Raw genomic sequence first — 23,168 nt, forward strand, 5'->3', positions numbered from 1 at the left:
GGGCTCACGGGTGTCAGCGCAGGAGCAGCCAGGTCGTGGTCGCGAGCAGGCCGGCCGCGAGGGTGAAACAGCCGGCGGCGAAGGTGATCAGGAGCTTGCGGTTCTTGGGCTGCCGCGTGGGTGCTTCGGTGTCGATCCGCAGTACCTGACCCGTGGAGTTCGAGGGCGTCATTCGTCCGAAGCCGTCGGTGCCGGGCTCGGATTCCTCGATCACGGGCGCGGCCGGCGGGCCTGTTGGCGGCGCGGTCGCCGGGCCAGTTGGTGTCCAGGGACTGGGGAAGGGCGGGAGTTGGTCGAAGACCTCGGGTGGGTCGGGCTGGTTGGCCCACGGGGTCGTACCAGGGGCGGCGAGCGCGCCGGACTCGGCGAGCAGGCGGCCGGCTTGTGCGGCCGAGGTGGGCCGGTCGACCGGGTCCTCGGCAGTGAGCCGGCGGATCAGGTCGCCGAGCGGGCCGTCGACGATGGGGATGCCGCCGGCCGGGGACGGGCGATCGCCGGTCAGGAGCTCGGCGGCGACGGCGCCCGCGGTGTACAGGTCCTGGCCGGGGTGCGGATCGGCGCCGGCCAGTTGCTCCGGGGCGAGGTAGCCGGGGGTGCCGAGGATCGTGCTGTGCCGGGTCATCCGTGGTTCGTCGACCAGGCCGGCGATGCCGAAGTCGGACACTCTGAGGTGCGGTCGTCCGGTTCCCGTGACCTCGAGCAGGAGGTTGGCCGGCTTCAGGTCGCGATGCACGATCCCGGCCGCGTGGATCGCGGACAACCCGTGCAGCAGTTGGTCGAGCAGCACCGCCACGTACGCCGGGGGCAGCGGGCCGTGGTCGCCGAGCAGCGTGTCCACCGAACCACCGGCGACCAGGTCCATCGCGAACACGACCTTGTCGTCGTCCGCGGCCCAGCCGTGCGGCGCGACCACGTGCGGATGCTGGATCCGGACCGACTGCTCGCGGACGAACCGCAGCAACGTGGCCGCGTCGTGCTGGCCGAGCACCTTCGCCGCGACGTACCCCTCCCGGCGCAGGTCCCAGGCCCGCCAGACCGACCCCATCCCGCCGGTCCCGATCAGGTCGATCAGCCGATACCGCCCAGCAAACGCCTCCACCGCCCAGAAACTACCGGTTCGAGCTCCGCCGTGAACAACAACCCGAGCTCCGCCGTGTTCACGGTTCGAGGTGGAGTTCGCGGCCGGTCCAGGTTGATCGGAGGCGGCGGTCGTGGCTGGCGAGGACCAGGGCGCCCGGGGTGGTACCGAAGGCGGCTTCGAGGTCGTCGGCAAGGGCGGGGGAGAGGTGGTTGGTCGGTTCGTCGAGGACGAGCAGGTGTGGCGGATCGGCGAGCAACAGCGCGAGCGCGAGCCGGCGGCGTTGGCCGATGGAAAGTTCGCCGACGCGCTTGCGGAGATCCTCCGGCGCCAGCAGACCGAGTGACCTGAGCGGGACCGCCGCGGCCTGTTCGATGCCGACGGCAAGCTCGTAGGTGCGGACGGCGGTCCGTTCTGGCCGGCCGAACCTGGTCTCCTGGGCCAGCCGGCGCACGGTGACGCCGGGCTCGCGACGGACCTCGCCACGGGGTTGGAGGCGGCCCGCGAGGACGGCCAGCAAGGTGGACTTGCCGGCACCGTTCGGGCCGGTGACGAGCAGCCGGTCGGTGGGGCTGACGTCGAGGCGATCCAGGACCAGCCGGCCCGGTACCTCGATCCCGCGCACCGCCACCAACGGGCCGCCGTCGATCGATTCCAGGGTGGCCAGGGACTTCGGGTGGAAACGCAGCGGCTCGGGCGGGCGCGGGACCTGGGTGCGTTCGAGGTCGGCGACCCGGCGAGCGGCGTTGCGGGTCCGCCGGGACTCCTGGCTCTGGACCCGGCCCTTGCGATGGCCGTAGCCCATCTTCTCGTTGTCCCTGGGCTCGCGGCCGAGTGCGACGTGGTGCGCCTTGGTCTCGGCCGCCTCGCGGAGCTCGGTCAGCTCGGCCTGCTCCTCGGCGTACCGGCGGCGCCAGCGGTCCCGTTCGGCCAGCTTCTCGCCGTGGTACGCCGTGTAGTTGCCGCCGTACCGGGTCGGGCCGTCGATCGCCGGATCCAGGTCGACCACGTCGGTACAGACGGCGTCGAGGAACGCGCGATCGTGGCTCGCGGCAACCACCACGCCCCGGGTCCCGCGGAGCTGCTCCTCCAGGAACTCGGCCGCGGCGTCGTCGAGGTGGTTGGTCGGCTCGTCCAGGAGCAACGCGGTCGGCCGGCGGACCAGCAGCGCACCCAGCAGGAGCCGGGCCCGCTGACCACCGGACATCCCACCGAGCCGACGATCGGGCGGGATCTCGCCGAGCCCGAGACCGGCGAGAACCAGCTCGGCCCGCCGATCCGCGTCCCACGCCGCCCGGTCCTCGGCCCGCGCGAGCAGTTCGGCGTACTGGGTGAGCCGGGCGGGTGTCTCCTCGACGGCGAGCTCGGCGCTGACCTGGTCGAGCATGGCGAGCAGCTCGCGATCGTCGCGCAGGGCGTTGGCGATGACGTCTGCGAGCGTGGCATCCGGGTCGAACGGCAACTCCTGCGGCAGGTACCCGAGGTCGGGCGGGCGGACGACGGTACCGGCGTCGGGCTGGTCCACTCCGGCGAGTAACCGGAGCAGGGTGGACTTGCCGGCGCCGTTCTCGCCGATCAGCCCGATCCGTTGACCGGGCGCGGCGACGAGACAGACCCCGTCCAGCACCCGGCGAGTACCGAGGGTGCGGACGAGGTCGTTGGCGACGAGGGGAGCGGCAGGCATCGGACCGGCCCCACTCAGTGCGCGGCCTCGGGGGCCCCGGTCTCCACGAGTTGTCCGTCGGCGAGCCGCAGCCACCGGTTCACCCCGATCTCGGCGAGGAACCGTTCGTCGTGGCTGACCACCACGAAGGCGCCCTCGTACGCGGTCAGCGCGCTCTCCAGCTGACCGACGCTGACCAGGTCGAGGTTGTTCGTCGGCTCGTCGAGGAGGAGGAGCTGCGGCGCGGGCTCGGAGTACAGCACGCAGGCGAGGGTCGCGCGGAGCCGCTCGCCGCCGGAGAGCACGCCGGCCGGAAGGTGGATGCGCTGGCCGCGGAACAGGAACCGGGCGAGCAGGTTCATCCGTTGCGCTTCCGGCAGGCTCGGGGCGAAGGCGGCGAAGTTCTCCGCGACCGTGCGGTCCAGGTCGAGCAGGTCCAGGCGCTGCGACAGGTACGCGACCCGCCCGTCCGCCCGCTTGATCTCGCCGTTGTCCGGGGTGAGGTCGCCGTGGATCAACCGGAGCAACGTGGACTTGCCGACGCCGTTCGGCCCGGTCAACGCGATCCGCTCGGGACCACGGATCGTCAGGTCGACCCCGTCGCCCGCGAAGATCTGCTGCTCGCCGTACCCGGCCCGGAGGTGCTCGCCGAGGAACACGGTCCGCCCGGCCGGCACGTTGGTCCCGGGGAGTTCGAGCGCGATCCTGGTGTCGTCGCGGCGATTCCGGCCGGCCTCGTCCAGCTTCGCCTTCGCGTCGCTGACCCGGTTGGCGTGGGTCTGGTTCGACTTGGCGGCCGAGTTCTCCGCGCTGCGTTTGAGGTTGCCGGCGACGATCCGCGCGAGCCCGGCGTCCTTGAGATTGCGCTGCGCGTTGCTGGCCCGGCGTTGCGCCCGCTCCCGCGCCTGCTGCAGCTCCCGCTTCTCCCGCTTCAGGTCCTGCTCGGCGCTGCGGATGTTCCGCTCGACCACCTCGCGCTCCGCCTCGACCGCGGCCTCGTACTCGGTGAAGGTGCCGCCGTACGACCGGAGCTCGCCCTGGTCCAGCTCGGCGATCCGGTCCATCCGGTCGAGCAACTCGCGATCGTGACTGACGAGCAGGAGGGCGCCGTTCCAGTTCGCGAGCACGTCGTACAGCTTGTGGCGCGCGTCCAGGTCGAGGTTGTTGGTCGGCTCGTCGAGGAGCAGGACGTCCGGTTGCTTGAGGAGTTGCGCGACGAGTCCCAGCGAGATGACCTGGCCACCGCTGAGGGTGTGCAACCGCCGATCGAGCTCCACGTCCAGCCCGAGCCGGTCGAGCTGGGCGCGGGTGCGTTCCTCGATGTCCCAGTCGTTGCCCACGGCAGCGAAATGCCGCTCGTCGACGTCGCCGGCCTCGATGGCGTCGATCGCTTCGATGATCGGCCGCACCCCGAGCACCTCGGCCACCGTCAGGTCTCCGACGAGCGGGAGCGACTGCGGGAGATACCCGAGCACCCCGTCGACCGAGACGGTCCCGGCCGTTGGCTTGAGCTCACCGGCGATCAGTTTGAGCAGCGTGCTCTTGCCGGCTCCGTTGGGCGCGACCAGGCCGGTACGCCCGGTCCCGACGGTGAAGGAGAGGTCCTGGAAGACGGGGGTGTCGTCGGGCCAGGAGAAGGAGAGCTGGGTACAGACGATGAAGGCATCGGACATGCTGGAGACCTCGAATGAGCTGAGCAGCCGGGCACCAGGAAAGGCGCACCGGCCAAGGATGTGAGAGGACGTCGAAAAGGCCACGGCCCTGGCGCGTCACACGCCGGCCAATGGCCTGTCACCCCGGGACTCACCCGGAGATGTCGTCGTCAACTCCAGCCACAATCCACACCCTGCCTCGACAACAAGTCACCACCCACAGTAGCAGGGACTGTAAAAAGTTCGGTGTAACTCCCAATCGTGGGAGTAGATCTGATGACCGAGATGATGGCTGACGTGGAGCATGCTGAGGAGCCGGGGCCTGGGTCGGGGCTGGATGGTCTGGATGAGCAACTGGTCGAGCAGTTGGTGGGACAGGCCCGGGCCGGCGGGCTGCAGTTGACCGGTGAGGGCGGGCTGTTGCAGCAGCTGACCAAGCGGGTGCTGGAATCCGCGCTCGAGGGCGAGATCACCGATCACCTGGGCTATGACAAGCACGATCCGGCCGGCCGCGGGACGGGCAATTCGCGCAATGGTGTGCGTTCGAAGACGGTGCTGACCGATGTTGGCGAGGTCGAGATCGATGTGCCGCGTGATCGTGAGGCGTCGTTCGAGCCGAGGATCGTGGCGAAGCGGCAGAAGCGGTTGTCGGGGGTGGACGAGATGGTGATCTCGTTGTCGGCCAAAGGTCTGACTACCGGTGAGATCTCGGCGCATCTGGGCGAGGTGTATGGGGCGCGGGTGTCGCGGCAGACGATCTCCACGATCACCGACAAGGTGGTCGAGGGCATGGTCGAGTGGCAGAACCGGCCCCTGGACCCGGTGTATCCGGTGGTGTTCATCGACGCGATCCACGTCAAGGTCCGCGATGGGCAGGTGTCGAACCGGCCGATCTATGTGGCGTTGGCGGTGACTTGTGAGGGTCACCGCGACATTCTCGGGTTGTGGGCAGGTGACGGCGGCGAGGGCGCGAAGTACTGGCTGCATGTGCTGACCGAGCTCAAGAACCGCGGCGTCGCGGATGTTTTGATGGTGGTGTGTGACGGGCTGGCCGGGTTGCCGGACGCGATCGGCACCGTGTGGCCGCGGGCGATCACCCAGACCTGCATCGTGCACCTGCTCCGCAACAGTTTCCGCTACGCCGGCCGGCAGCACTGGGCCGCGATCGCAAAGGCGCTCAAGCCGGTCTACACAGCACCGACCGAGGCCGGCGCCAAGGAACGGTTCGCCGAGTTCACCGAGGCCTGGGGCGGGCGCTACCCGGCGATCGTCAGGTTGTGGGACAACGCCTGGGCCGAGTTCGTTCCATTCCTGGCCTTCGATCCCGAGATCCGCCGGGTGATCTGCTCGACCAACGCGATCGAGTCCGTGAACGCCCGGATCCGACGCGCGGTCAAGGCCCGCGGCCACTTCCCCAACGAGCAAGCCGCACTCAAGTGCGTCTACCTCGCGATCATGAGCCTGGACCCGACCGGCAACGGCCGCAAACGCTGGACCATGCGCTGGAAACCCGCACTCAACGCCTTCGATATCGCCTTCGAGGGCCGGCTCACCACTGGCCGTAACTAACCTTCTTCAACCCGAGTTACACCGTTCTTTTGACAGACCCCAGTAGCAGGCACCCCCAGCCGGCCCGCGCCCGTCGTACGCCCGCCCAATGACGGGTTGTTTCACCGCTGACGGGTTGTAGCGGGGCGGGGTGGCGAAACTACGCGTTAGTCATGAAACAAGCCGCCAGCGGCGCGGTTCGTCGCGGCGACCGCAACCTGCGTACCTCCCGGGCGCGGGCTCGGGAGGTACGGGCGCAGCGGGTCCACGGGTGGGTGGTGGTGGAGGGCTCGGGCGGGGCGCCCGTAGGAGCAGCGGTCGGCTGCCGCAGCTGTGGACGGCGCCTGTGTGACCGCTGACGGGTTGCAGCACGGCGGGTGGTGAAACTACGCGGTGGTGGTGAAGGAAGGCGTCAGGTGGTGCGGCTTGGAGAGACGTCCGGGGGCGGGTGGGTGTACCAAGTGATGGAAGGAACACGGAGTGGGGTTCTTGGGCGTCGTACACTTCAACTACGAGTGAACCCACTCGCGTGCTCCGGGGTCGGTGTAATTCCGAGCCGGCGGTGATAGTCCGCGACCCGGTCGATGTGGTTGGTCGGCCGGTTGACCTGGTGGAATTCCAGGACCGACGGTGAAAGTCCGGATGGGAGGCGCACGCGATCGGCGGGTGCGCTCCGGCGTCCGGACGGCGCGGCCTGTGGGTCGTGTCGCGTGACCGATCAGGTCGCGACGGCTGCCCGCGGTGAAGCCGCGGTGTGGGTGGTTCGGTCCCGCCGGTGCGGATCGGCCGGTTGTCATGGCCCCGGTGTGCGTCCGTGACAACGAGGGATCGTCAGTGACAAACACTTCGCCGATCGACGTCGCCTGGATGCGGCGCGCGGTCGAGCTGGCCGCGCGCGGGATCGGGAGTACGCATCCGAACCCGGTCGTCGGCTGTGTGATCACCGGCCCGGACGGTCATCCGGTGGGGGAGGGATTCCACGCGGTGGCCGGCGGCCCGCATGCCGAGGTCGAGGCGCTCCGGATGGCCGGTCCGAACGCACGGGGCGGCACGGCGTACGTGACGCTCGAGCCGTGCAACCACACCGGGCGGACGGGGCCTTGTGCGGACGCGCTGATCGAGGCCGGGGTCGCGCGGGTCGTGTACGCCGTGCCGGACCCGAACGCGCAGGCCGCCGGCGGCGCCGAGAAGCTGCGGACCAAGAACGTCGCTGTCGAGGCGGGCGTGCTCCAGCGGGAGGCGGAGGAGGTCAACCACGTCTGGCTGCACAGCGTCCGGATCGGGCGGCCGTTCGTCACCTGGAAGTTCGCCACCACGCTCGACGGACGCAGCGCCGCCCCGGATCGGAGCAGCCGGTGGATCACCGGTGAGCTCGCCCGCGCCGACGTGCACCGCAAGCGGGCCGAGTGCGACGCGATCGCGGTCGGGACGCAGACCGTGCTCGACGACGACCCGGTGCTGACCGTCCGCGACGAGCACGGCCGGCCGACCGGACGCCAGCCGCTGCGGGTCGTGGTCGGCGACCGGGAGATCCCGTCGACGGCCCGGGTCCGCAACGACGACGCCCGGACCCTGATGCTGCCGACCCACGACCCGGCCGAGGTGCTCCGGCAGCTGGACGACCACCACATTCGCCATCTCTGGCTGGAGGGCGGGCCGACGCTGGCCGCCGCCTTCCTGCGCGCCGGGCTGGTGGACCAGATCGTCGCGTACGTCGCGCCGGCCGTACTCGGTTCGGGGTACTCCGCCGTCGGGGATCTCGGCGCGGAATCGATCGACCACCTCCGGCGGTTCCATTGTGCGGACGTCACCCGCCTCGGCGAGGACGTCCGGCTGACTCTCACGCCGTTCGACCAAAGGACCCACTGAATGTTCACCGGAATCGTCGAGGAACTCGGCACCGTCGAGTCGCTCGAACTGCTCGAACAGGACGCGGCCCGGCTCACCATCCGCGGCCCCAAGGTCACCGAGGACGCCGGGCACGGCGACTCGATCGCGGTCAACGGCTGCTGCCTGACCGTGATCGAGACCGGCGCCGGCACCTTCACCGCGGACGTGATGCGGGAGACCCTGCAGCGGACCAGCCTGGGCGGCGTCGGCAAGGGGTCGCCGGTCAACCTGGAACGCGCCGTCGCGGCGCACGCCCGGCTCGGCGGCCACATCGTCCAGGGTCACGTCGACGGCGTCGGCACGATCGCCGCCCGCGAGCCCGCGGAGCACTGGGAGGTCGTCCGGATCGCCGCCCCGGCGGAGATCCTGCGCTACGTCGCCGAGAAGGGTTCGATCGCGGTCGACGGCGTCTCGCTGACCGTGACCGACGTGGACGACGCGACCGGCACGTTCGGGATCAGCCTGATCCCGACCACGCTGGAGCTGACCGTGCTCGGCCGCAACTCGGTCGGTGACACCGTCAACCTCGAGGTCGACGTGATCGCCAAGTACGTCGAGCGGCTGCTCACCGCCGGGACCGATGTGGTGGCCGGAGGCAAGGAGTGAACGTCTTCGACTGGTTGCTGCACGAGCGGGTGACGATCGCCGGCTCGGAGGTCCTGGTCCGGGAGATCGTCGGCAACGTCTTCGGCCTGGCCAGCGCGCTGTTCGGGATGCGCCGGCTGGTGGCCGCCTGGCCGGTCGGGATCGTCGGCAACGTGCTGCTGTTCACGGTCTTCGTCGGCGGGCTGTTCGACACCCCGCAGGACAAGGACCTGTGGGGCCAGGCCGGCCGGCAGGTCTTCTTCGCGCTGGTCAGCCTGTACGGGTGGTACCGCTGGTACCAGACCCGGCACGGTGGCGCCGCGACCGGGGTCCGGCCGCGGTGGGCGTCCACGCGGGAGCGGCTCCAGCTGCTCGGCGCCGCGGTCGCGCTCTACGCGATCTCGTACTTCGTGCTCCGCGAGCTGGGTTCGTGGGGTCCGCAGTGGGACGCGTGGATCCTCACCGGCTCGATCCTCGCGACCTACGGGATGGCCCGCGGGTTCGTCGAGTTCTGGCTGATCTGGATCGCGGTGGACGTCGTCGGCGTGCCGCTGCTGCTCCAGTCGCACTTCTACCCGTCGGCCGCGATGTACGTCGTCTACGGGTTGTTCTGTGTCCTCGGATTCGCCGAGTGGTGGCGGATCAACAAACGCGAGAGCGTCGCCGTGACGCCGGAACCAGTGGTGGTGGGATAACCGATGGGCGAGGTACTGAAGCTCGACACGATCGAGCACGCGATCGACGAGATCCGGGCCGGACGTGCGGTCATCGTGGTCGACGACGAGGACCGGGAGAACGAGGGCGACCTGATCTTCGCGGCGTCCAAGGCGACGCCCGAACTGCTCGCGTTCCTGATCCGGTACAGCTCGGGCGTGGTCTGCGTCCCGATGGAACCGGACGAGCTGGACCGGCTCGGCATCCCGCTGATGACGCCGAACAACCGGGAGAAGATGCGCACCGCGTACACGGTCTCGGTGGACGCCCGGGACGGCATCGCCACCGGGATCTCGGCGGCCGACCGGGCCCGGACGATCCGGGTGCTGGCCGATTCGGCGTCCGAGCCGTACGACCTGGTCCAGCCGGGGCACGTGTTCCCGTTGCGGGCCCGCGACGGCGGCGTCCTGGTCCGGCCCGGGCACACCGAGGCCGCGGTCGACCTGGCCCGGCTCGCGGGGCTGCGTCCGTCGGCGGTGATCTCGGAGCTGGTCAACGACGACGGCACGATGCAGCGTGGGCACGACCTGCGCGCGTTCGCCGACGAGCACGGCCTGGTGATGGTGTCGATCGCCGACCTGATCAGCTACCGGCAACGGACCGAGAGCCAGATCGAGCGGGTCGCGACCACGACCCTGCCGACCCGGTACGGCGATTTCGTGGCCCACGGCTACCGGAACACCGTGGACGGGTCGGAGCAGCTGGCCCTGGTCCGCGGTGAGCTCGGTGACGGGCCGACGCTGGTCCGGCTGCATTCCGAGTGCCTCACCGGTGACGTGTTCGGGTCACTGCGGTGCGACTGCGGTCCGCAGCTGGACGAGGCGATGCGCCAGGTCGCGACCGAGGGCGGCGTCGTCGTGTACCTGCGCGGGCACGAGGGTCGCGGGATCGGGCTGCTGCACAAGCTGCAGGCGTACGAGCTGCAGGACCTCGGCCGGGACACGGTCGACGCGAACCTCGATCTCGGCCTGCCCGCCGACGCCCGGGACTACGGCACCGGCGCGCAGATCCTGGCCGACCTCGGCGTCAGCTCGGTCCGGCTGCTCACGAACAACCCGGACAAGCTGGCCGGTATCCAGGGCTACGGCCTCGACGTGGTCGAGCGGCGCGGCCTGTCGATCGACCCGACCGAACACAACCTGCGCTACCTGCGCACCAAACGCGACCGGATGGGCCACCACCTGCCCACCGGGACCGACGAGAACGGAGCCACCTGATGTCGGGCAGCGGAGCACCCACGATCGAGACCCCGAGGGCCGAGGGCGCGAAGGTCGCGGTGGTCGCGGCCCAGTGGCACCCGAAGGTCACCGACGCGCTGGTCGCCGGAGCGCTGCGGGCGCTCGACGAGTCCGGCGTCACCGACTACACCGTGATCCGGGTGCCGGGGTCCTTCGAGCTCCCGGTGGCCACGTTGCATGCGGCCAAGGGCGGGTACGACGCGGTGGTGGCGCTCGGAGTCGTCATCCGCGGTGACACCCCGCACTTCGAGTACGTCTGCCAGGCCGCCACCGAGGGCCTGATGCAGGTCGGCGTCACCACCGGCGTCCCGGTCGGCTTCGGCCTCCTCACCTGCGACAACGACCCGCAAGCCCTGGACCGCGCCGGCCTACCGGACTCCCGCGAGGACAAGGGCTACGAATCGGCCCAGGCAGCACTGTCGACCCTGGCCGCGATCAAGCAACTCTGAACCCTGGGTGGGCAGGCGGCGAGCCCCCCATGCCGCCCGCCCACCTGGTTCAGCAGAGGTCCACTCGCAGCGAGCTGATGTTGTCCTCGTAGCCGTCCTGCCAACCCGGCCAGCTGAGTTTCAGGGGTCCTCCGAGTGAGAGCCGGCCGGCCGCGCGGGTCACACCGTCGTCGCGCCGCTCGTGCGGGTGTGTTGCATCTGCCAGTTCGAGATCCAGGTTTCGCCTTTGTCGGTGGAGAAGAACTGCTCCCAGGCGGCCTTGTCCTGGCCCGCTGTCCACCGGAAGCGGACGTCGATCGGCTGGCCTTCCCACTCGTCCGGGCCTTCGAAGATCCCGTTCCCGTGCTCGTCGAAGGAGCCGATCACGGGAGTCTCGAGCCGGCCGCGCTGGCTGTTGATCCAATGGATCGACCACTGGCCGGTCGACGGGTTGAAGTACCGGAAGGTCGCGCCGCGGAAGCCCAGTGACGGGAACCAGCCTTCGTCGAAGCTGATCGCGCCGTCGAAGTGGCTCCACACCTTCATCTTCGACTCCAGCTCGTACCACTCGGCGGGCTCGCCCAGCGCGGGCCGGCGGCGGCGGTTGTGCATGTCCCACTCGCCGACCAGGAAGTCGAAGTCGCCCGTCACCTTCGGGATGTCGAGCGCGGGGGCCGGGGTGTCGCGGCGGGTGAAGTCCATCGTCCAGTTGAGTTCCCAGGTCTCGCCGCCGTCGAAGGAGAAGGACTGCTCCCAGTGCGCCGTGGTCGCGGTGACGTCCGACCAGGAGTAGCTGACGAGGATCGGTTGTCCCTCGTGCTCGTCCTCGCCGACGAGCCGGCACGCACCGTTCTCCCACCGGCCGCGGACCGGCGGGCCCAGCTCGTACGTCCGGCTGTTGATCCAGTAGATCGACCACTCCTGCTCCACCGGGTCGAACAGTCGCAGCGACAACCCGTACGAGCCCTTCGCCGGGAAGCGCACCTCGTCGATGCTGATCGCGCCGTCGAAGTGGGTCCGCGCACTGCAGGTGCCGACGTGTTCCTCCCACTCGTCACCGCCGCTCTTCACCAGCTGGCGGTGCACGACGTCGAAGTCCCCGGTGAGGAAGTCGAAGTCGCCGGTCTCTTTCGTCCATTCGGTCATGGAGCCAGCCTGACGACGAAACCTGACAGTTCGTGGCAGCGTTTGTGAGTACTCTCGAAGCATGCGTTCGAGCCGGCTGCTGTCGATCCTGTTGCTGCTGCAGACCCGTCAGCAGTTGACCGCGCGTGAGCTGGCCGGCGAGCTCGAGGTGTCGCTGCGGACGATCTACCGCGACGTCGAGGCGCTCGCGGCGGCAGGCGTGCCGGTGTACGCCGACCAGGGGCGGGCCGGGGGATACCGGCTGATCGACGGGTACCGGACCCGGCTGACCGGGCTGAACGAGCAGGAGGCCGCCGCGCTCTTCCTGGTCGGGATGCCGGGGGCCGCGGCCGCGCTCGGGCTCACCGCGGAGACCAGTGCCGCAGAGCTGAAGTTGCTGGCCGCATTGGCACCGGACCAACGCGATCGGGCCGGTCGGCTGAAGAACCGGTTCCACCTCGACCTGCCGGCCTGGTACCGCGAGGCCGAGGACGCACCGCATCTCGCCGCCGTCGCCGAGGCGGTGCTGCACGATCGGCGGATCACCGTGCTGTACCGCCGCTGGGAGGCGCCGCGGGAGGTCGAGCGCGTCCTCGATCCGTACGGGCTCGTGCTGAAGAACGGCAGCTGGTACGTCGTCGCCGCGTCCTCGGCCGGTAAGTCCTCGTCGGGGACCGCGCGGACGTACCGGGTGTCGAACATCCTGGAGCTGACGCCGACCGAGGAGGAGTTCGCCCGGCCCCGGCGGTTCGAGCTGGCGACGTACTGGCAGGAGCACCTGGACGATTTCGAGCAGCGGCGGTTCACCGGGGAATGCGTGGTCCGGGTGTCGGCGGGGCTCGCGCGTCGGTTGAAGGACCTGTCGTTCCCGGTGCTGTTGAAGGCGGTGGAGGCGGCCGTACCGGACGACGACGGGACCGTGACCGCCGTCGTTCCGATCGAGTCGGTGGGCAACGCGGCGACGCAACTCATCCGCTTCGGCGACCAGCTCGAGGTCCTCGAACCACCCGAACTCCGCGACGAACTGCAGCGCCTCGCCCGGTCCGTGGTCAGCCTCTACGAGCAGCCGCTCTGACCAGGTCGTGCGGTACGGCGTGCCGGGTGTTGCCGCGGTACCCGGTGACGGTGCGGGCCATCGTCAACGAGTTGAGCAGCGCCTCCTCGACGGACTCCATGGTCGCCTGGAACACCGGCTTGAGCTGCTTGTCGGGAAGGCGGCCCCCAGGAGAGGTACTGAACGCGATCGCGTAGTCGCCGCTGCCTGGTGCGTAGTCCGAACCGACCGACCCCATCGCGAAGATCGCGCGCCGAGCGACCCGGGAGAGTTGCCGGGATTCCAGCGGGAGATCGGTGCCGACGACGATCATGCAGGAGTTCCCGGCCGGTTCGCGGTCCGAAGGCGGCGCCTCGACCGGAGTACCCAGGACCCGCAGCACGCCGGAGAAGTTCGCCTGCACCAGGACCCCGACCACCCCGGTCGCCATCACGCGGGACGACGTACCGATGCCCGCTTTGAAGCCGAGCGCCGAAGTCCCGGTCCCGGCGCCCACGCAGCCCTCGTCCGGCAGGCCGGCGGTCGCGTTGCCGAGGGCGGCCAGGACGTGCTGTTCGGTGATGGGGCGGCGGCGGATGTCGGAGAGGAAGCTGTCGTTGGTCTCGCCGACGACCGGGTTGAGGCTGACCGCGGCGGGATCGCGATCGAGCAACCAGGTGAGCAGCGCATCGGCCGCGCGGAAGACCGACAGCGTGGCCGTGAGCACGATCGGCGTCTCCAGGACGCCGAGCTCGTCCACCTGCGTCGACCCGACCAGCTTGCCGTACCCGTTGCCAACAGCAACAGCCGCGGGTAGCTCGGAGCGGTCTCCGGCCAGCGCGTCGGGCACGATCGCGGTCACTCCGGTGTGCAGGTCGGCGCCGTCGTCGAGGGTGGTGTGGCCGACCCGTACCCCGGGGACGTCGGTGATCGCGTTCAGCGGACCGGTCGGCAAGTGGCCGGGAACGACGCCCAGCTCGCGCACTCTCTTCTGCATGCCGACTATCGTCGGGCAGATGCGCGAGAAGTTGCAGCACGTGGCCGGCCGCGTCTGGCTGTATCCGCACGATCCCGACCCGGAGGCGATCGGCGCCTGCGTGGGCGTGATCGCCGACGACCGCGGCAGCGTCCTGATCGACGCCGGCAACAGCCCGGCCCACGCCCGTGAGGTCCAGCAGGCGATCGCGGCCGAAGGGCTGCCGGCGCCACGGTGGCTCGTCTACACGCATCACCACTGGGACCACACCTGGGGTGCCGCGGCCTGGCCGGACGTCGAGGTGGTCGCGCACTCGTCCGCGGTGGACCTGCTGACCGCCGAGGCCGAGCGCCCGTGGAGTCACCAGTACCTCCGGGATCAGGTCGCGCTCGATCCCAAGCTGGGCCCGAGCTTCCGGGCCCGTGCGCTCGCCGTCCCGGATTTCGGCGAGCTGGCGATCGTCCTCCCGCACCGGACCTTCGACGACGCCCTCACCCTGCCGACCGGAGTCGAGCTGCGCCATGTCGGCGGCAGCCATGCCCCGGACTCGATCGTTGCCCTGGACCCCGGATCGAGCGTGCTGCTGGTCGGCGACTGCTACTACCCGCCGCCGTTCCACCTGCGCACCGACGACGACGGGCCGGACCTGGCGATGGCCCGTCGTCTGCTCGCCGAGAAGCACGCCGTCTCCGTCGACGCCCACTCGGCTCCTCGCTCAGGAAGCTGACGCGATCCCGAGCGGCTCACCGCTGATCGTCGCGAGCGAGCGGGCGACGGTCCGGGCGTTGGCGGCGAACTCCTCGGTGGGGATGCGGGGGAGCAGGTCGTCCCAGGCGGCGATCATGGCGCCGCGCAACTGCATCATGCCGAGCGGCCGGGCGAGGAACCAGACGTGGAAGTGCTCGCTGCCGTCGCCCCAGCGGTTGAAGTGGGTCCGGCCGACGCCCTCGATCTCCCGGACGGCGCCCGCCACCCGCTGGATCATCGGGCCGAGAGTCGCGGTCAGCGCGGGCGGCAGGTTGTCGAGCCGGTAGTGCTCGCGCGGGACCAGCAGCGTCACGATCGGCAGCCCGGTCGGTTCGAACGCTTTGAGCAACCACTGCTCGTCGCCCCAGATCGCCTGCTGTTCCGGCGCGACGCAGGTCGGGCAGTCCTGGCCGCCCGGTTCGCCGGCACGCGGGGGTTCCGGGATCACGGGCTCGGCCAGCGGGACGACCTGCACGTCGCCGTCGAAGGGGAAGAACGGCCGGCCGAGCAGGGGATCGGCCGGTACCCGTTCGCCGTACGGGAGTCTGCTGTGGAAGGGCGAGGTCATGGCCGCACTCTGCCCAACGGCGGCCGGGTTCGCCACCCGGTTGTACGGTGGCGCGCATGGCGACCGAGGAGCGGCCCGCGTTGGCCGAGGCGTTGGACCTGGCCCGGCATCCGGAGGGCGGCTGGTTCCGCGAGACCTGGCGTTCGGAGGTCGAGTTCGAGCCCGCCGGGTACGACGGGCCGCGGGCCAGCGCGACGGCGATCTACTTCCTGCTGGCTCCCGGTGAGGAGTCGCGCTGGCACCAGGTGCGTTCCGCCGAGATCTGGATGTGGCACTCGGGCGGCCCGCTGACGCTCGAGCTCGGCGGTACCGGCGACGACCCCGAGTTGGCCGAGACGATCGTGCTCGGCCCGGACGTCACCGCGGGCCAGCACCCGCAGGCCGTCGTCCCGGCGGGTGCGTGGCAGGCGGCGCGTCCGGTGCGGGACGAAGCCGTCCTGGTCTCCTGCGTGGTGTCGCCCGGCTTCGACTTCGCCGACTTCACCCTGCGCTAGAAGCCCTGCTAGGGAAGCGCTGCGTCAGAGGACATCGGCCAGCGCCTCGTAACCGGGGAGCAGGTCGGGGCCTTCCTTGCCGAGCTGCTGGACGACGACCTGGTCGGCGCCGGCCTCCAGGTGAGCGTTCAGCCCCGCGGCGATCTCGACGGCGGTGCCGTGCAGGACGAGCGCGTCGACCAGCCGGTCGCTGCCGCCGTCCGCGAAGTCGTCCTCTCCGAACCCGAGCCGCTGCAGGCTGCTCGTGTAGTTCGTCAGCTTCAGGTACCCGGCGAGGTAGTCGCGAGCGACCGTCCGGGCGATGCCCTCGTCGGTCTCCAGCACCACCTTCTGCTCGGGCGCGAGTAGCTTGCCCAGGCCGAGCGCCGTCCGCGCCTGCCTGGTGTGCTCCGGCGTGGTCAGGTACGGCACCGCGCCCGCCGTCCGCTGGGCGGCGAGCCTGAGCACCCGCGGACCGAGGGCCGCCAGCACCCGGCGCTCGACGGGGACCTTGCCTTCGTCGAGCGCGTCCAGGTACTCGACGATCGTCTCGTACGGCGCCTTGTACTCACCCGTGCGCTCGCGGTGCCCGATCCCGACCCCGAGGACGAACCGCTCCGGGTGCTCCTCCTCGAGCCGGTGGTACGACGCGGCCACCACGGCCGGGTCCGCGTGCCACATGTTCACGATGCTGGTGCCGACCGCCACCGACGCGGTCGAGGCGAGCAGCACCTCCGCGTCGCGCAGGTCCGCCGCCGGTGAACCCCCGAGCCAGAGCGTTCCGTAGCCGGCCCGCTCCAGTCCGGCGGCCAGTTCCGGCCCCCAGTTGTGCGCCGTGTGCCAGACCCCGAACCGTCCCAGATCGACCGCCACGGTGTGCTCCTCTCGTCCGTTGCTTCCCTTGGGGCGACTCCGGGCGGGGAGCAGCCATTCGGCACCAGCGGCAAGTGTCGCCGACACCCCCGGCCGTACTCAACGATGGTTGCGCGGGCAACCACCGTCGATGAGCCCGCGAGCTGCCAGGGTGATCGGATGCGCACTCTCACGTACTACGTCGGCTCGTCGCTGGACGGCTTCATCGCCGACCCCGAAGGCGGACTCGGGATGTTCGCGATCAGTCCCGACCTGGTCGACTTCATCGCCACCGAGTACCCCGAGACGCTGCCCGGCCAGGCCCGCGACCAGCTCGGCCTCACCACTGCGGGCAAGCGCTTCGACACGATCGTCCAGGGACGGTACAGCTACGCGCTCGCCCTCGACGCCGGGGTCGGCAGCCCGTACCCGCACCTGAAGCAGTACGTGGTGTCGTCGACGTTGCCGGCCGATGTCGACCCGGACGTCACGGTGATTCCGGCGGACCCGGTCGGCGCGATCCGCGCGCTCAAGCAGGAGGACGGCGACGGGATCTACCTGGCCGGCGGCGGCAACCTGGCCGGGCAGTTGCTGCCCGAGATCGACGAGCTGGTGGTCAAGGTGTACCCGGTGGTGGCCGGCGGCGGCATCCCGATGTTCGGCACCGGCTTCGCACCGACCGGGCTGCGGCCGAGCGAGCACCGGTTGCTGGCCGACGGCACCGCGATCCTGCGATACGAACTCCAGCCGGGCTGACTCCGCGGCGGACCCGTTAGAGGTGAGCGGCGATCCCGGGGACGCGGCGGCGCAGTTCGACCAGGCGGCGTTCGGTCCGGTCGGGCTCGCCGACCTTGGCCAGGTTGAGCATGCCCGCGTCGCCCGCCCGCTGACCGGCCCGGATCACCTGCGCCGACCGCTCCGCCCGAGTCGGGGCGCCTTCGAGGATCTGCAGCGGCGTGTACGGCCCGCCGTACGCGTCCGCCATCAACCGAAGCCGCGCGGCCTGGTACTCCGGTGCGTCCAGCGCCGCGAGCGGAACCGTGTTCCACGCGGTGAACGCGAGGTCGTCGAGCGGCGTCCCCGGTCCCGCCAGGTCCCAGTCGATCACGCCACTGAACCCGTCCTCGCCGCCGATCCAGTTGTAGTACCCGAAGTCGTGCATGCAGATGATCTCGTCGTCGGCCAGCACCCCCTGGCCGGCCCGCCACACCACCACGCCGGCCGGCCGGTACGACGCGACCACCAGGTGGTACTCCGCGAGCCAGCGCATCGCGGCGGCGAGCACGTCGTCGGGAACGCGCTCTCCGTACGCCTCACCCGGTAGGTGGTCGAGGATCTCGCGGCCCTTCTCGTCGACCCCGAGCACCCGCGGAACACCGGGCAGGCCCGCCGCGGCGAGGTGGTTCAGCAGGCCGTGCACGGCCGGCGTCCACGGTCCGGTGGGCCGGCGAACGGTGTCGCCGACCCGGACCGCGCCGCCGACGTTGCCACCGGTCAACGCGACTTCTTCCATGCCAGTACCTTCCTGTGACGACGTGATCGCGGACAGCCCCTGAACCGGATCACCCGGACCGCGCGCGGAGCCGAGGACCCAACAGGGCTTGGGGAAACGGGGAGGACAAGATTGCGTCAAGATTGCGCCACCAGGGCCTGAGCGGCCGCTCCGGAGTCAACCTCACGGGGCGCGACGACGTCTTCGAAGGAGTGTAACCGTTCCGCAGGACAGCCGCCCCGCGCGTCGGTCCCGGACAAGACCATCGGATCAGGTGGTATGAGCCTCGCGGGCTTACACTCGGCAGCGACCTGGCAATTCGACCCCTCACCGCCGGGCCGCGCGGACACAACGATGTGGGCCGTACCCCTGGACGACGGAAGAAGGGCGAGCAGTGAAGGTCGGAGTTCCCAAGGAAGTCAAGAACCACGAGTACCGGGTGGCGATCACGCCGTCCGGTGTTCTCGAGTTCGTGCGCAACGGGCACGAGGTTCTGATCGAGCAGGGCGCGGGCGTGGGCTCGTTGCTCACCGACGACGAGTTCGTCGCCGCGGGGGCACGGATCGTGCCGACGGCCGACGACGTCTGGGCGGACGCCGAACTGGTTCTGAAGGTGAAGGAACCGGTCGCCGAGGAGTACCACCGGATGCGCCGCGACCAGGTCCTGTTCACGTACCTGCACCTGGCCGCGAGCCGGGACTGCACCGACGCGCTGCTGAAGTCCGGCATCACCGGGATCGCCTACGAGACGGTCCAGCAGCCCGACATGTCGCTGCCGCTGCTGGCCCCGATGAGCGAGGTCGCGGGCCGGCTGGCGCCGCAGGCCGGGGCGTACCACCTGATGCGCAGCGGTGGTGGCCGCGGCGTGCTGATGGGCGGGGTGTCCGGCGTGCACGCGGCGCGGGTCGTCGTCATCGGCGCCGGCGTCTCCGGGATGAACGCGGCCGCGATCGCGCTCGGCATGCAGGCCGAGGTGCAGTTGCTCGACCGCAACATCGCCCGGCTCCGTGAGGCCGACAAGATCTACCAGGGCCACCTGCGCACGGTCGCGTCGAACGCGTACGAGATCGAGCGCGCCGTCCTGCAGGCCGACCTGGTGATCGGCGCGGTGCTGATCCCGGGCGCGAAGGCGCCGAAGCTGATCAGCAACGAGCTGGTGTCGCGGATGAAGCCGGGCAGCGTGCTGGTCGACATCGCGATCGACCAGGGCGGCTGCTTCGAGGACTCCCGGCCGACCACGCACGCGGACCCGGTGTACCAGGTGCACGACTCGCTGTTCTACTGCGTCGCGAACATGCCCGGCGCGGTTCCGAACACCTCGACCTACGCGCTCACCAACGTCACCCTGCCGTACGCGGTGGAGCTGGCGAACCTCGGCTGGCGGGAGGCGATGAAGCAGGACCACAGCCTCGCGCTCGGGCTGAACACACACGACGGCCACATCACCTACGGCCCGGTGGCCGAGGCGCACGACTCCGACCAGCTGAAGCTCGACGAGGTGCTGGTCTGAGCGGGGACATCAGCCGGGCGGCCGGCGCGTACCTCGACCATCTGACGGTCGAGCGCGGGCTGGCCGCCAACACCCTCGCCTCCTACCGGCGGGACCTGCGCCGGTACGAGGAGTACCTGGCCGGGGCCGGGATCACGGCGCTCGGCCGGATCTCGGAGGCCGTCGTCAGCGACTTCCTGATGCGGTTGCGCGAGGGCGACGAGAACCACCCACCGCTGACCGCGTCGAGTGCGGGCCGGACCGTGGTCGCGGTCCGCGGGTTCCACAAGTTCTGCCTGCGTGAGGGACTGACCGCGGTCGACCCGGCGGCCGCGGTCAAACCGCCGGCGCCGCCGCAACGGTTGCCCAAGGCCCTCACCGTCGACGAGGTGACCAGGATCCTGCAGGCCGCGGCCGGTGCGGAGGCGGAGCCCGCGGTGCTGGCGACCCGCGACGCGGCGTTGCTGGAGTTCCTCTACGGGACCGGTGCCCGGATCTCGGAGGCCGTCGGGCTGGACGTGGACGACATCGACCTCGAGTCCGGCGCGGTCCTGCTCCGCGGCAAGGGCAGCAAGGAACGGATCGTCCCGATGGGCTCCTACGCCCGCGACGCGCTCTCGGCATACCAGGTCCGCGGCCGTCCCGATCTGGTCCTGCGGGGACGCGGGACGCCGGCCCTGTTCCTCAACGCACGGGGCGGAAGGTTGTCCCGGCAGAGCGCCTGGACCGTACTGCGTCGCGCGGCGCAGCGGGCCGGGATCGACAAGGAGATCTCACCGCACACGTTGCGGCACTCCTTCGCGACCCACCTCCTCGACGGCGGCGCCGACGTCCGTGTCGTCCAGGAGCTGCTCGGCCACGCCTCGGTCACCACCACCCAGGTCTACACGCTCGTCACCGTCGACAAGCTCCGCGAGATCTACGCGACCTCCCACCCCCGAGCCCTGTCCTCCTCCTAATGTGAGGCCGTGGCCGAGAAGACGACGGAGGAGCGGCACGCCAGCTGGCTGGAACTGTTCTTCGACCTGACCGTGGTCGCTGCCGCGGCGCAGATCGCGCATCGGCTGCACGGCGCGGAGTCGATCGGGCAGGTGGCCGCCTGCGCCGCGATGTTCTACGCGATCTGGAGTGTCTGGACCACCACCAGCGTGTACGCGAACGTGGCCGGTGAACGGACTCGCCAGCGGGCGGTCCTGCGGACGATGCTCGGGATCGCGATCATGGCCGCGGCGGTGCCCGGGGTGTGGCCGCAGTTGCTGCCGGGGGACCACGGGGACGCGCCGGAGGGACGGACCGCGGTGTTCGTGGTCGCGTTCCTGCTCTGCCGGGTGATCGCGTCCCGGTCCGCGGCCCGCGACGGCCAGGTGATCGCGTTCTGGCCGGCCACCCAGAGCGTCGTGTCCGCGCCCTGGCTGATCTCGTTGTTCGTGCCGCCGACGACCGCGTACTGGCTGTGGGGGATCGCGATCGCGGCCGACATCGCGTCCTCGATGCTGGGCGCGCGGAGCCCGCGAGCGGTCCAGCAGATGACCGATCGGTACCGGCGCCGGCAGCAGGAGCGCCGGGTCCGCCACGAACGCAGGCTCGCCGAGCTGCTCCGGCGCGGGGTGACCCCGGACCGGCTGGAGACGCCGCCGAGCACGCTGCTGTCGGTGGCCCAGGTGGAACGCGGCCACCTGGACGAGCGGCTCGGCCTGTTCGTCATCATCGTGCTCGGTGAGGCGCTGGCCCAGCTCGTCGACACGAACTCGGAGGAGATCTGGACCTGGCCGGTGATCGCGGCCGGGCTGGTCGGGTTCCTGCTGCTGGTCCAGCTGTGGCGGCTGACCACGCTCTACGGCTTCACCCCGGCACCTCGCAGTACGGCGCCGCTCGAGCCCTGGCAGGCGTTGCCCGCGCACCTCGGCGTCACCGCGTCGATCGTCACGATCGCGGCCGGTCTCGGCGGCCTGATCCCGGTGGCCGGCGAACACCTGCACACCAAGGACCGCTGGTACCTGTTCGGCGGGATCGCGCTCTACCTGCTGACCAGCCTGCTCGCCGGTCTGGCCGGTCGCGCGCCGCTCAAGTGGTACCTGGGCTGGGCCGGGCCGAGTCTGCTGGCCGCGCTGCTGCTGGCCCTGTTCGGTCACCCGTTCCCGGCCTGGTCGCTGGCGGTGCTGGCGTACTTGGTGCCCGCCTGGTTCGCGTCGTACAACCGGTGGGGGGAGCAACGGTGAGATGCTGACCCCGGTGCACCGGCCATGGAGACGGTGTGCGATCATTCCGTCACGGTTGGTCATTCGCTCGGGGTGATCGGCCGGGTCGAGAGCTATGTCGACAAACCACCCGACCCCGGTGCGGAGTGGCTGGTTGAGAGTGCTTGAATGCACGCTTACAGTCGCTGGGATCGCCCGTATCGGTTGAAAGGTTTGACGAGTCATGAACGAGTCGACATTCCCGGGCACCCAGCACCTGCCGTCGTCGATCGAACCGATGTCGTCGCCGACTCCCGAGCCGTCCGCCCCCGGCCACCCCTTCGACGCCGCACCTGGCGCCGAAGCCAGCTCCACACCGGACTCCGCCACCGCGGAGCCCGACGCGGAGACCACGCCCACGTCGCACCGGACCGTCGTACCGCACAGCTACGCCGAGATGCCGCGGCCGACGGCCAAGCTGACAGCGGAGGATGTCCAACCTGTGAACGACCCGCACGGCGCGATCAAGATCGGGCCGACCGGACGGCCACTCCCGGATCTGCCCGAGGTGCAGCCGCCGACCCGGCGGGGCCCCGCGCAGGTGATCGCGATGTGCAACCAGAAAGGTGGCGTCGGCAAGACCACCACGACGATCAACCTCGGCGCCGCGATCGCCGAGACCGGTCGCAAGGTCCTGCTGATCGACTTCGACCCGCAGGGCTCAGCCTCGATCGGCCTGGGCGTGCAGCCGCACGACCTGGAGCTGTCGGTCTACAACCTGCTGATGCAGCGCGACATCCGGCCCGACGAGGTGATCCGGCCGACCAAGGTGGACAACCTCGACCTGCTGCCGGCCAACATCGACCTGTCCGCGGCCGAGGTCCAGCTGGTCCAGGAGGTGGCTCGTGAGTACACCCTGCAGCGGGTGCTCGAGCCGATCCTGCCGTACTACGACATCGTGCTGATCGACTGCGCGCCGAGCCTCGGCCTGCTCACCGTGAACGCGCTGACCGCGTCCAACGGCATCGTCGTCCCGCTGGAGTGCGAGTTCTTCGCGCTGCGCGGGCTGGCGATGCTGACCGACACGATCGGCAAGGTGCAGGACCGGCTGAACCCGAAGCTGGAGATCGTCGGGATCCTCGGCACCATGTTCGACGGCCGCACCACGCACGCCCGCGAGGTCCTCGACCGGGTCGTGCAGGCGTTCGACGAACGCGTGTTCCACACCGTCATCCGGCGTACCGTCAAGTTCCCCGAGACCACGGTCGTCGGCGAACCGATCACGACGTACGCCCCGTCCTCATCTGCGGCTACCCAGTACCGCGACCTTGCCAAGGAGGTGCTCGCGCGTTGTCCCGCCGGGTGAGCCTGCCAGGTGCCAGTGAACTGTTCGGGGGAACGGCACCGAAGCAGACCAGACCCGAGAAGCGTCCGGAATCA

Annotated in this window: 22 protein-coding genes and 1 riboswitch; of the genes, 14 read left to right on the forward strand and 8 right to left on the reverse strand. The window is 70.4% G+C overall.

Annotated features, from left to right (window positions below):
• Window positions 1–13: 13 nt before the first annotated feature.
• The 3 genes from FB561_RS31945 to abc-f are packed head-to-tail and all read right to left on the reverse strand — an operon-like array spanning window position 14 to window position 4,414.
• On the reverse strand, window positions 14–1,099 hold the full coding sequence (locus FB561_RS31945) for a serine/threonine-protein kinase (protein ID WP_238335254.1): 1,086 nt from the start codon (window positions 1,097–1,099) through the stop codon (window positions 14–16).
• A gap of 58 nt (window positions 1,100–1,157) precedes the next feature.
• Window positions 1,158–2,762 (reverse strand): ABC-F family ATP-binding cassette domain-containing protein, encoded by a 1,605-nt coding sequence (locus FB561_RS31950; protein WP_145813765.1) that lies wholly within the window; start codon window positions 2,760–2,762, stop codon window positions 1,158–1,160.
• Between the two features lie 14 nt (window positions 2,763–2,776).
• Entirely contained in the window at window positions 2,777–4,414 is a 1,638-nt protein-coding gene (gene abc-f / locus FB561_RS31955; protein WP_145813766.1) for a ribosomal protection-like ABC-F family protein, read from the reverse strand.
• A 264-nt stretch (window positions 4,415–4,678) separates the two neighbouring features.
• Here abc-f and FB561_RS31960 point away from each other — a divergent pair, with 264 nt between their 5' ends.
• The 6 genes from FB561_RS31960 to ribH all read left to right on the forward strand — a co-directional run bounded on the left by FB561_RS31960 (window position 4,679) and on the right by ribH (window position 10,817).
• Complete coding sequence (locus tag FB561_RS31960) at window positions 4,679–5,962, forward strand: IS256 family transposase (RefSeq protein ID WP_238335133.1); 1,284 nt, start codon at window positions 4,679–4,681, stop codon at window positions 5,960–5,962.
• Between the two features lie 505 nt (window positions 5,963–6,467).
• Window positions 6,468–6,599, forward strand: a riboswitch (FMN riboswitch).
• A gap of 194 nt (window positions 6,600–6,793) precedes the next feature.
• Window positions 6,794–7,810 carry a bifunctional diaminohydroxyphosphoribosylaminopyrimidine deaminase/5-amino-6-(5-phosphoribosylamino)uracil reductase RibD gene (gene ribD / locus FB561_RS31965; RefSeq protein WP_420371365.1) on the forward strand — a complete coding sequence of 339 codons (1,017 nt, stop codon included), beginning with the start codon at window positions 6,794–6,796 and terminating at the stop codon, window positions 7,808–7,810.
• Window positions 7,811–8,437: a riboflavin synthase gene (locus tag FB561_RS31970; RefSeq protein ID WP_145813768.1), complete on the forward strand. Its 627-nt coding sequence runs from the start codon at window positions 7,811–7,813 to the stop codon at window positions 8,435–8,437.
• Window positions 8,434–9,111, forward strand: coding sequence for a nicotinamide riboside transporter PnuC (gene pnuC / locus FB561_RS31975; protein ID WP_145813769.1), 678 nt, complete (start codon window positions 8,434–8,436; stop codon window positions 9,109–9,111). Before FB561_RS31970 ends, pnuC begins: the two co-directional genes overlap by 4 nt.
• Window positions 9,112–9,114: 3 nt before the next feature.
• Entirely contained in the window at window positions 9,115–10,347 is a 1,233-nt protein-coding gene (locus FB561_RS31980) for a bifunctional 3,4-dihydroxy-2-butanone-4-phosphate synthase/GTP cyclohydrolase II (protein ID WP_145813770.1), read from the forward strand.
• Complete coding sequence (ribH, locus tag FB561_RS31985) at window positions 10,347–10,817, forward strand: 6,7-dimethyl-8-ribityllumazine synthase (protein WP_145813771.1); 471 nt, start codon at window positions 10,347–10,349, stop codon at window positions 10,815–10,817. The genes FB561_RS31980 and ribH overlap by 1 nt, the downstream gene beginning before the upstream one ends.
• A 159-nt stretch (window positions 10,818–10,976) precedes the next feature.
• Here the strand turns inward: ribH and FB561_RS38380 are convergent, their stop codons facing one another.
• On the reverse strand, window positions 10,977–11,942 hold the full coding sequence (locus tag FB561_RS38380; protein ID WP_202880964.1) for a hypothetical protein: 966 nt from the start codon (window positions 11,940–11,942) through the stop codon (window positions 10,977–10,979).
• A gap of 61 nt (window positions 11,943–12,003) precedes the next feature.
• Here FB561_RS38380 and FB561_RS31995 point away from each other — a divergent pair, with 61 nt between their 5' ends.
• Window positions 12,004–12,996, forward strand: a complete 993-nt coding sequence (locus tag FB561_RS31995; protein WP_145813772.1) for a helix-turn-helix transcriptional regulator — start codon at window positions 12,004–12,006, stop codon at window positions 12,994–12,996.
• Here the strand turns inward: FB561_RS31995 and FB561_RS32000 are convergent.
• On the reverse strand, window positions 12,971–13,951 hold the full coding sequence (locus FB561_RS32000) for a P1 family peptidase (RefSeq protein ID WP_145813773.1): 981 nt from the start codon (window positions 13,949–13,951) through the stop codon (window positions 12,971–12,973). The two genes, FB561_RS31995 and FB561_RS32000, sit on opposite strands and share 26 nt — an antisense overlap.
• Between FB561_RS32000 and FB561_RS32005 the strand changes: the two genes are divergently transcribed.
• On the forward strand, window positions 13,950–14,657 hold the full coding sequence (locus FB561_RS32005; RefSeq protein WP_238335255.1) for an MBL fold metallo-hydrolase: 708 nt from the start codon (window positions 13,950–13,952) through the stop codon (window positions 14,655–14,657). The two genes, FB561_RS32000 and FB561_RS32005, sit on opposite strands and share 2 nt — an antisense overlap.
• On the opposite strand, the gene FB561_RS32010 is transcribed toward FB561_RS32005, so the two are convergent.
• Entirely contained in the window at window positions 14,646–15,245 is a 600-nt protein-coding gene (locus tag FB561_RS32010; protein WP_145813774.1) for an HIT family protein, read from the reverse strand. The genes FB561_RS32005 and FB561_RS32010 overlap by 12 nt on opposite strands.
• Before the next feature lie 56 nt (window positions 15,246–15,301).
• Here FB561_RS32010 and FB561_RS32015 point away from each other — a divergent pair, with 56 nt between their 5' ends.
• Window positions 15,302–15,739 carry a cupin domain-containing protein gene (locus FB561_RS32015; protein WP_145813775.1) on the forward strand — a complete coding sequence of 146 codons (438 nt, stop codon included), beginning with the start codon at window positions 15,302–15,304 and terminating at the stop codon, window positions 15,737–15,739.
• Between the two features lie 24 nt (window positions 15,740–15,763).
• Here the strand turns inward: FB561_RS32015 and FB561_RS32020 are convergent, their stop codons facing one another.
• Window positions 15,764–16,591, reverse strand: a complete 828-nt coding sequence (locus tag FB561_RS32020; RefSeq protein ID WP_145813776.1) for an LLM class F420-dependent oxidoreductase — start codon at window positions 16,589–16,591, stop codon at window positions 15,764–15,766.
• Between the two features lie 159 nt (window positions 16,592–16,750).
• Between FB561_RS32020 and FB561_RS32025 the strand changes: the two genes are divergently transcribed.
• Window positions 16,751–17,326: a dihydrofolate reductase family protein gene (locus FB561_RS32025; protein WP_145813777.1), complete on the forward strand. Its 576-nt coding sequence runs from the start codon at window positions 16,751–16,753 to the stop codon at window positions 17,324–17,326.
• Between the two features lie 16 nt (window positions 17,327–17,342).
• Here FB561_RS32025 and FB561_RS32030 read toward each other — a convergent pair whose 3' ends face one another.
• Window positions 17,343–18,083 carry a phosphotransferase gene (locus tag FB561_RS32030; RefSeq protein WP_145813778.1) on the reverse strand — a complete coding sequence of 247 codons (741 nt, stop codon included), beginning with the start codon at window positions 18,081–18,083 and terminating at the stop codon, window positions 17,343–17,345.
• Window positions 18,084–18,456: 373 nt separating this feature from the next.
• Between FB561_RS32030 and ald the strand changes: the two genes are divergently transcribed.
• From ald to FB561_RS32050, 4 genes are all read left to right on the forward strand, one after another.
• A complete protein-coding gene (gene ald / locus FB561_RS32035) occupies window positions 18,457–19,572 on the forward strand; it encodes an alanine dehydrogenase (protein ID WP_145813779.1) in 1,116 nt (371 codons plus the stop codon).
• A complete protein-coding gene (xerD, locus tag FB561_RS32040) occupies window positions 19,569–20,510 on the forward strand; it encodes a site-specific tyrosine recombinase XerD (protein ID WP_145813780.1) in 942 nt (313 codons plus the stop codon). Before ald ends, xerD begins: the two co-directional genes overlap by 4 nt.
• A gap of 9 nt (window positions 20,511–20,519) precedes the next feature.
• The gene (locus FB561_RS32045) at window positions 20,520–21,770 is read left to right on the forward strand and encodes a low temperature requirement protein A (RefSeq protein WP_145813781.1); all 1,251 of its coding nucleotides are present in this window, start codon (window positions 20,520–20,522) and stop codon (window positions 21,768–21,770) included.
• 202 nt (window positions 21,771–21,972) lie between these two features.
• A complete protein-coding gene (locus FB561_RS32050) occupies window positions 21,973–23,094 on the forward strand; it encodes a ParA family protein (protein WP_238335256.1) in 1,122 nt (373 codons plus the stop codon).
• Window positions 23,095–23,168 lie beyond the last annotated feature (74 nt).

Source organism: Kribbella amoyensis (genome assembly GCF_007828865.1).
GTDB lineage: Bacteria > Actinomycetota > Actinomycetes > Propionibacteriales > Kribbellaceae > Kribbella > Kribbella amoyensis.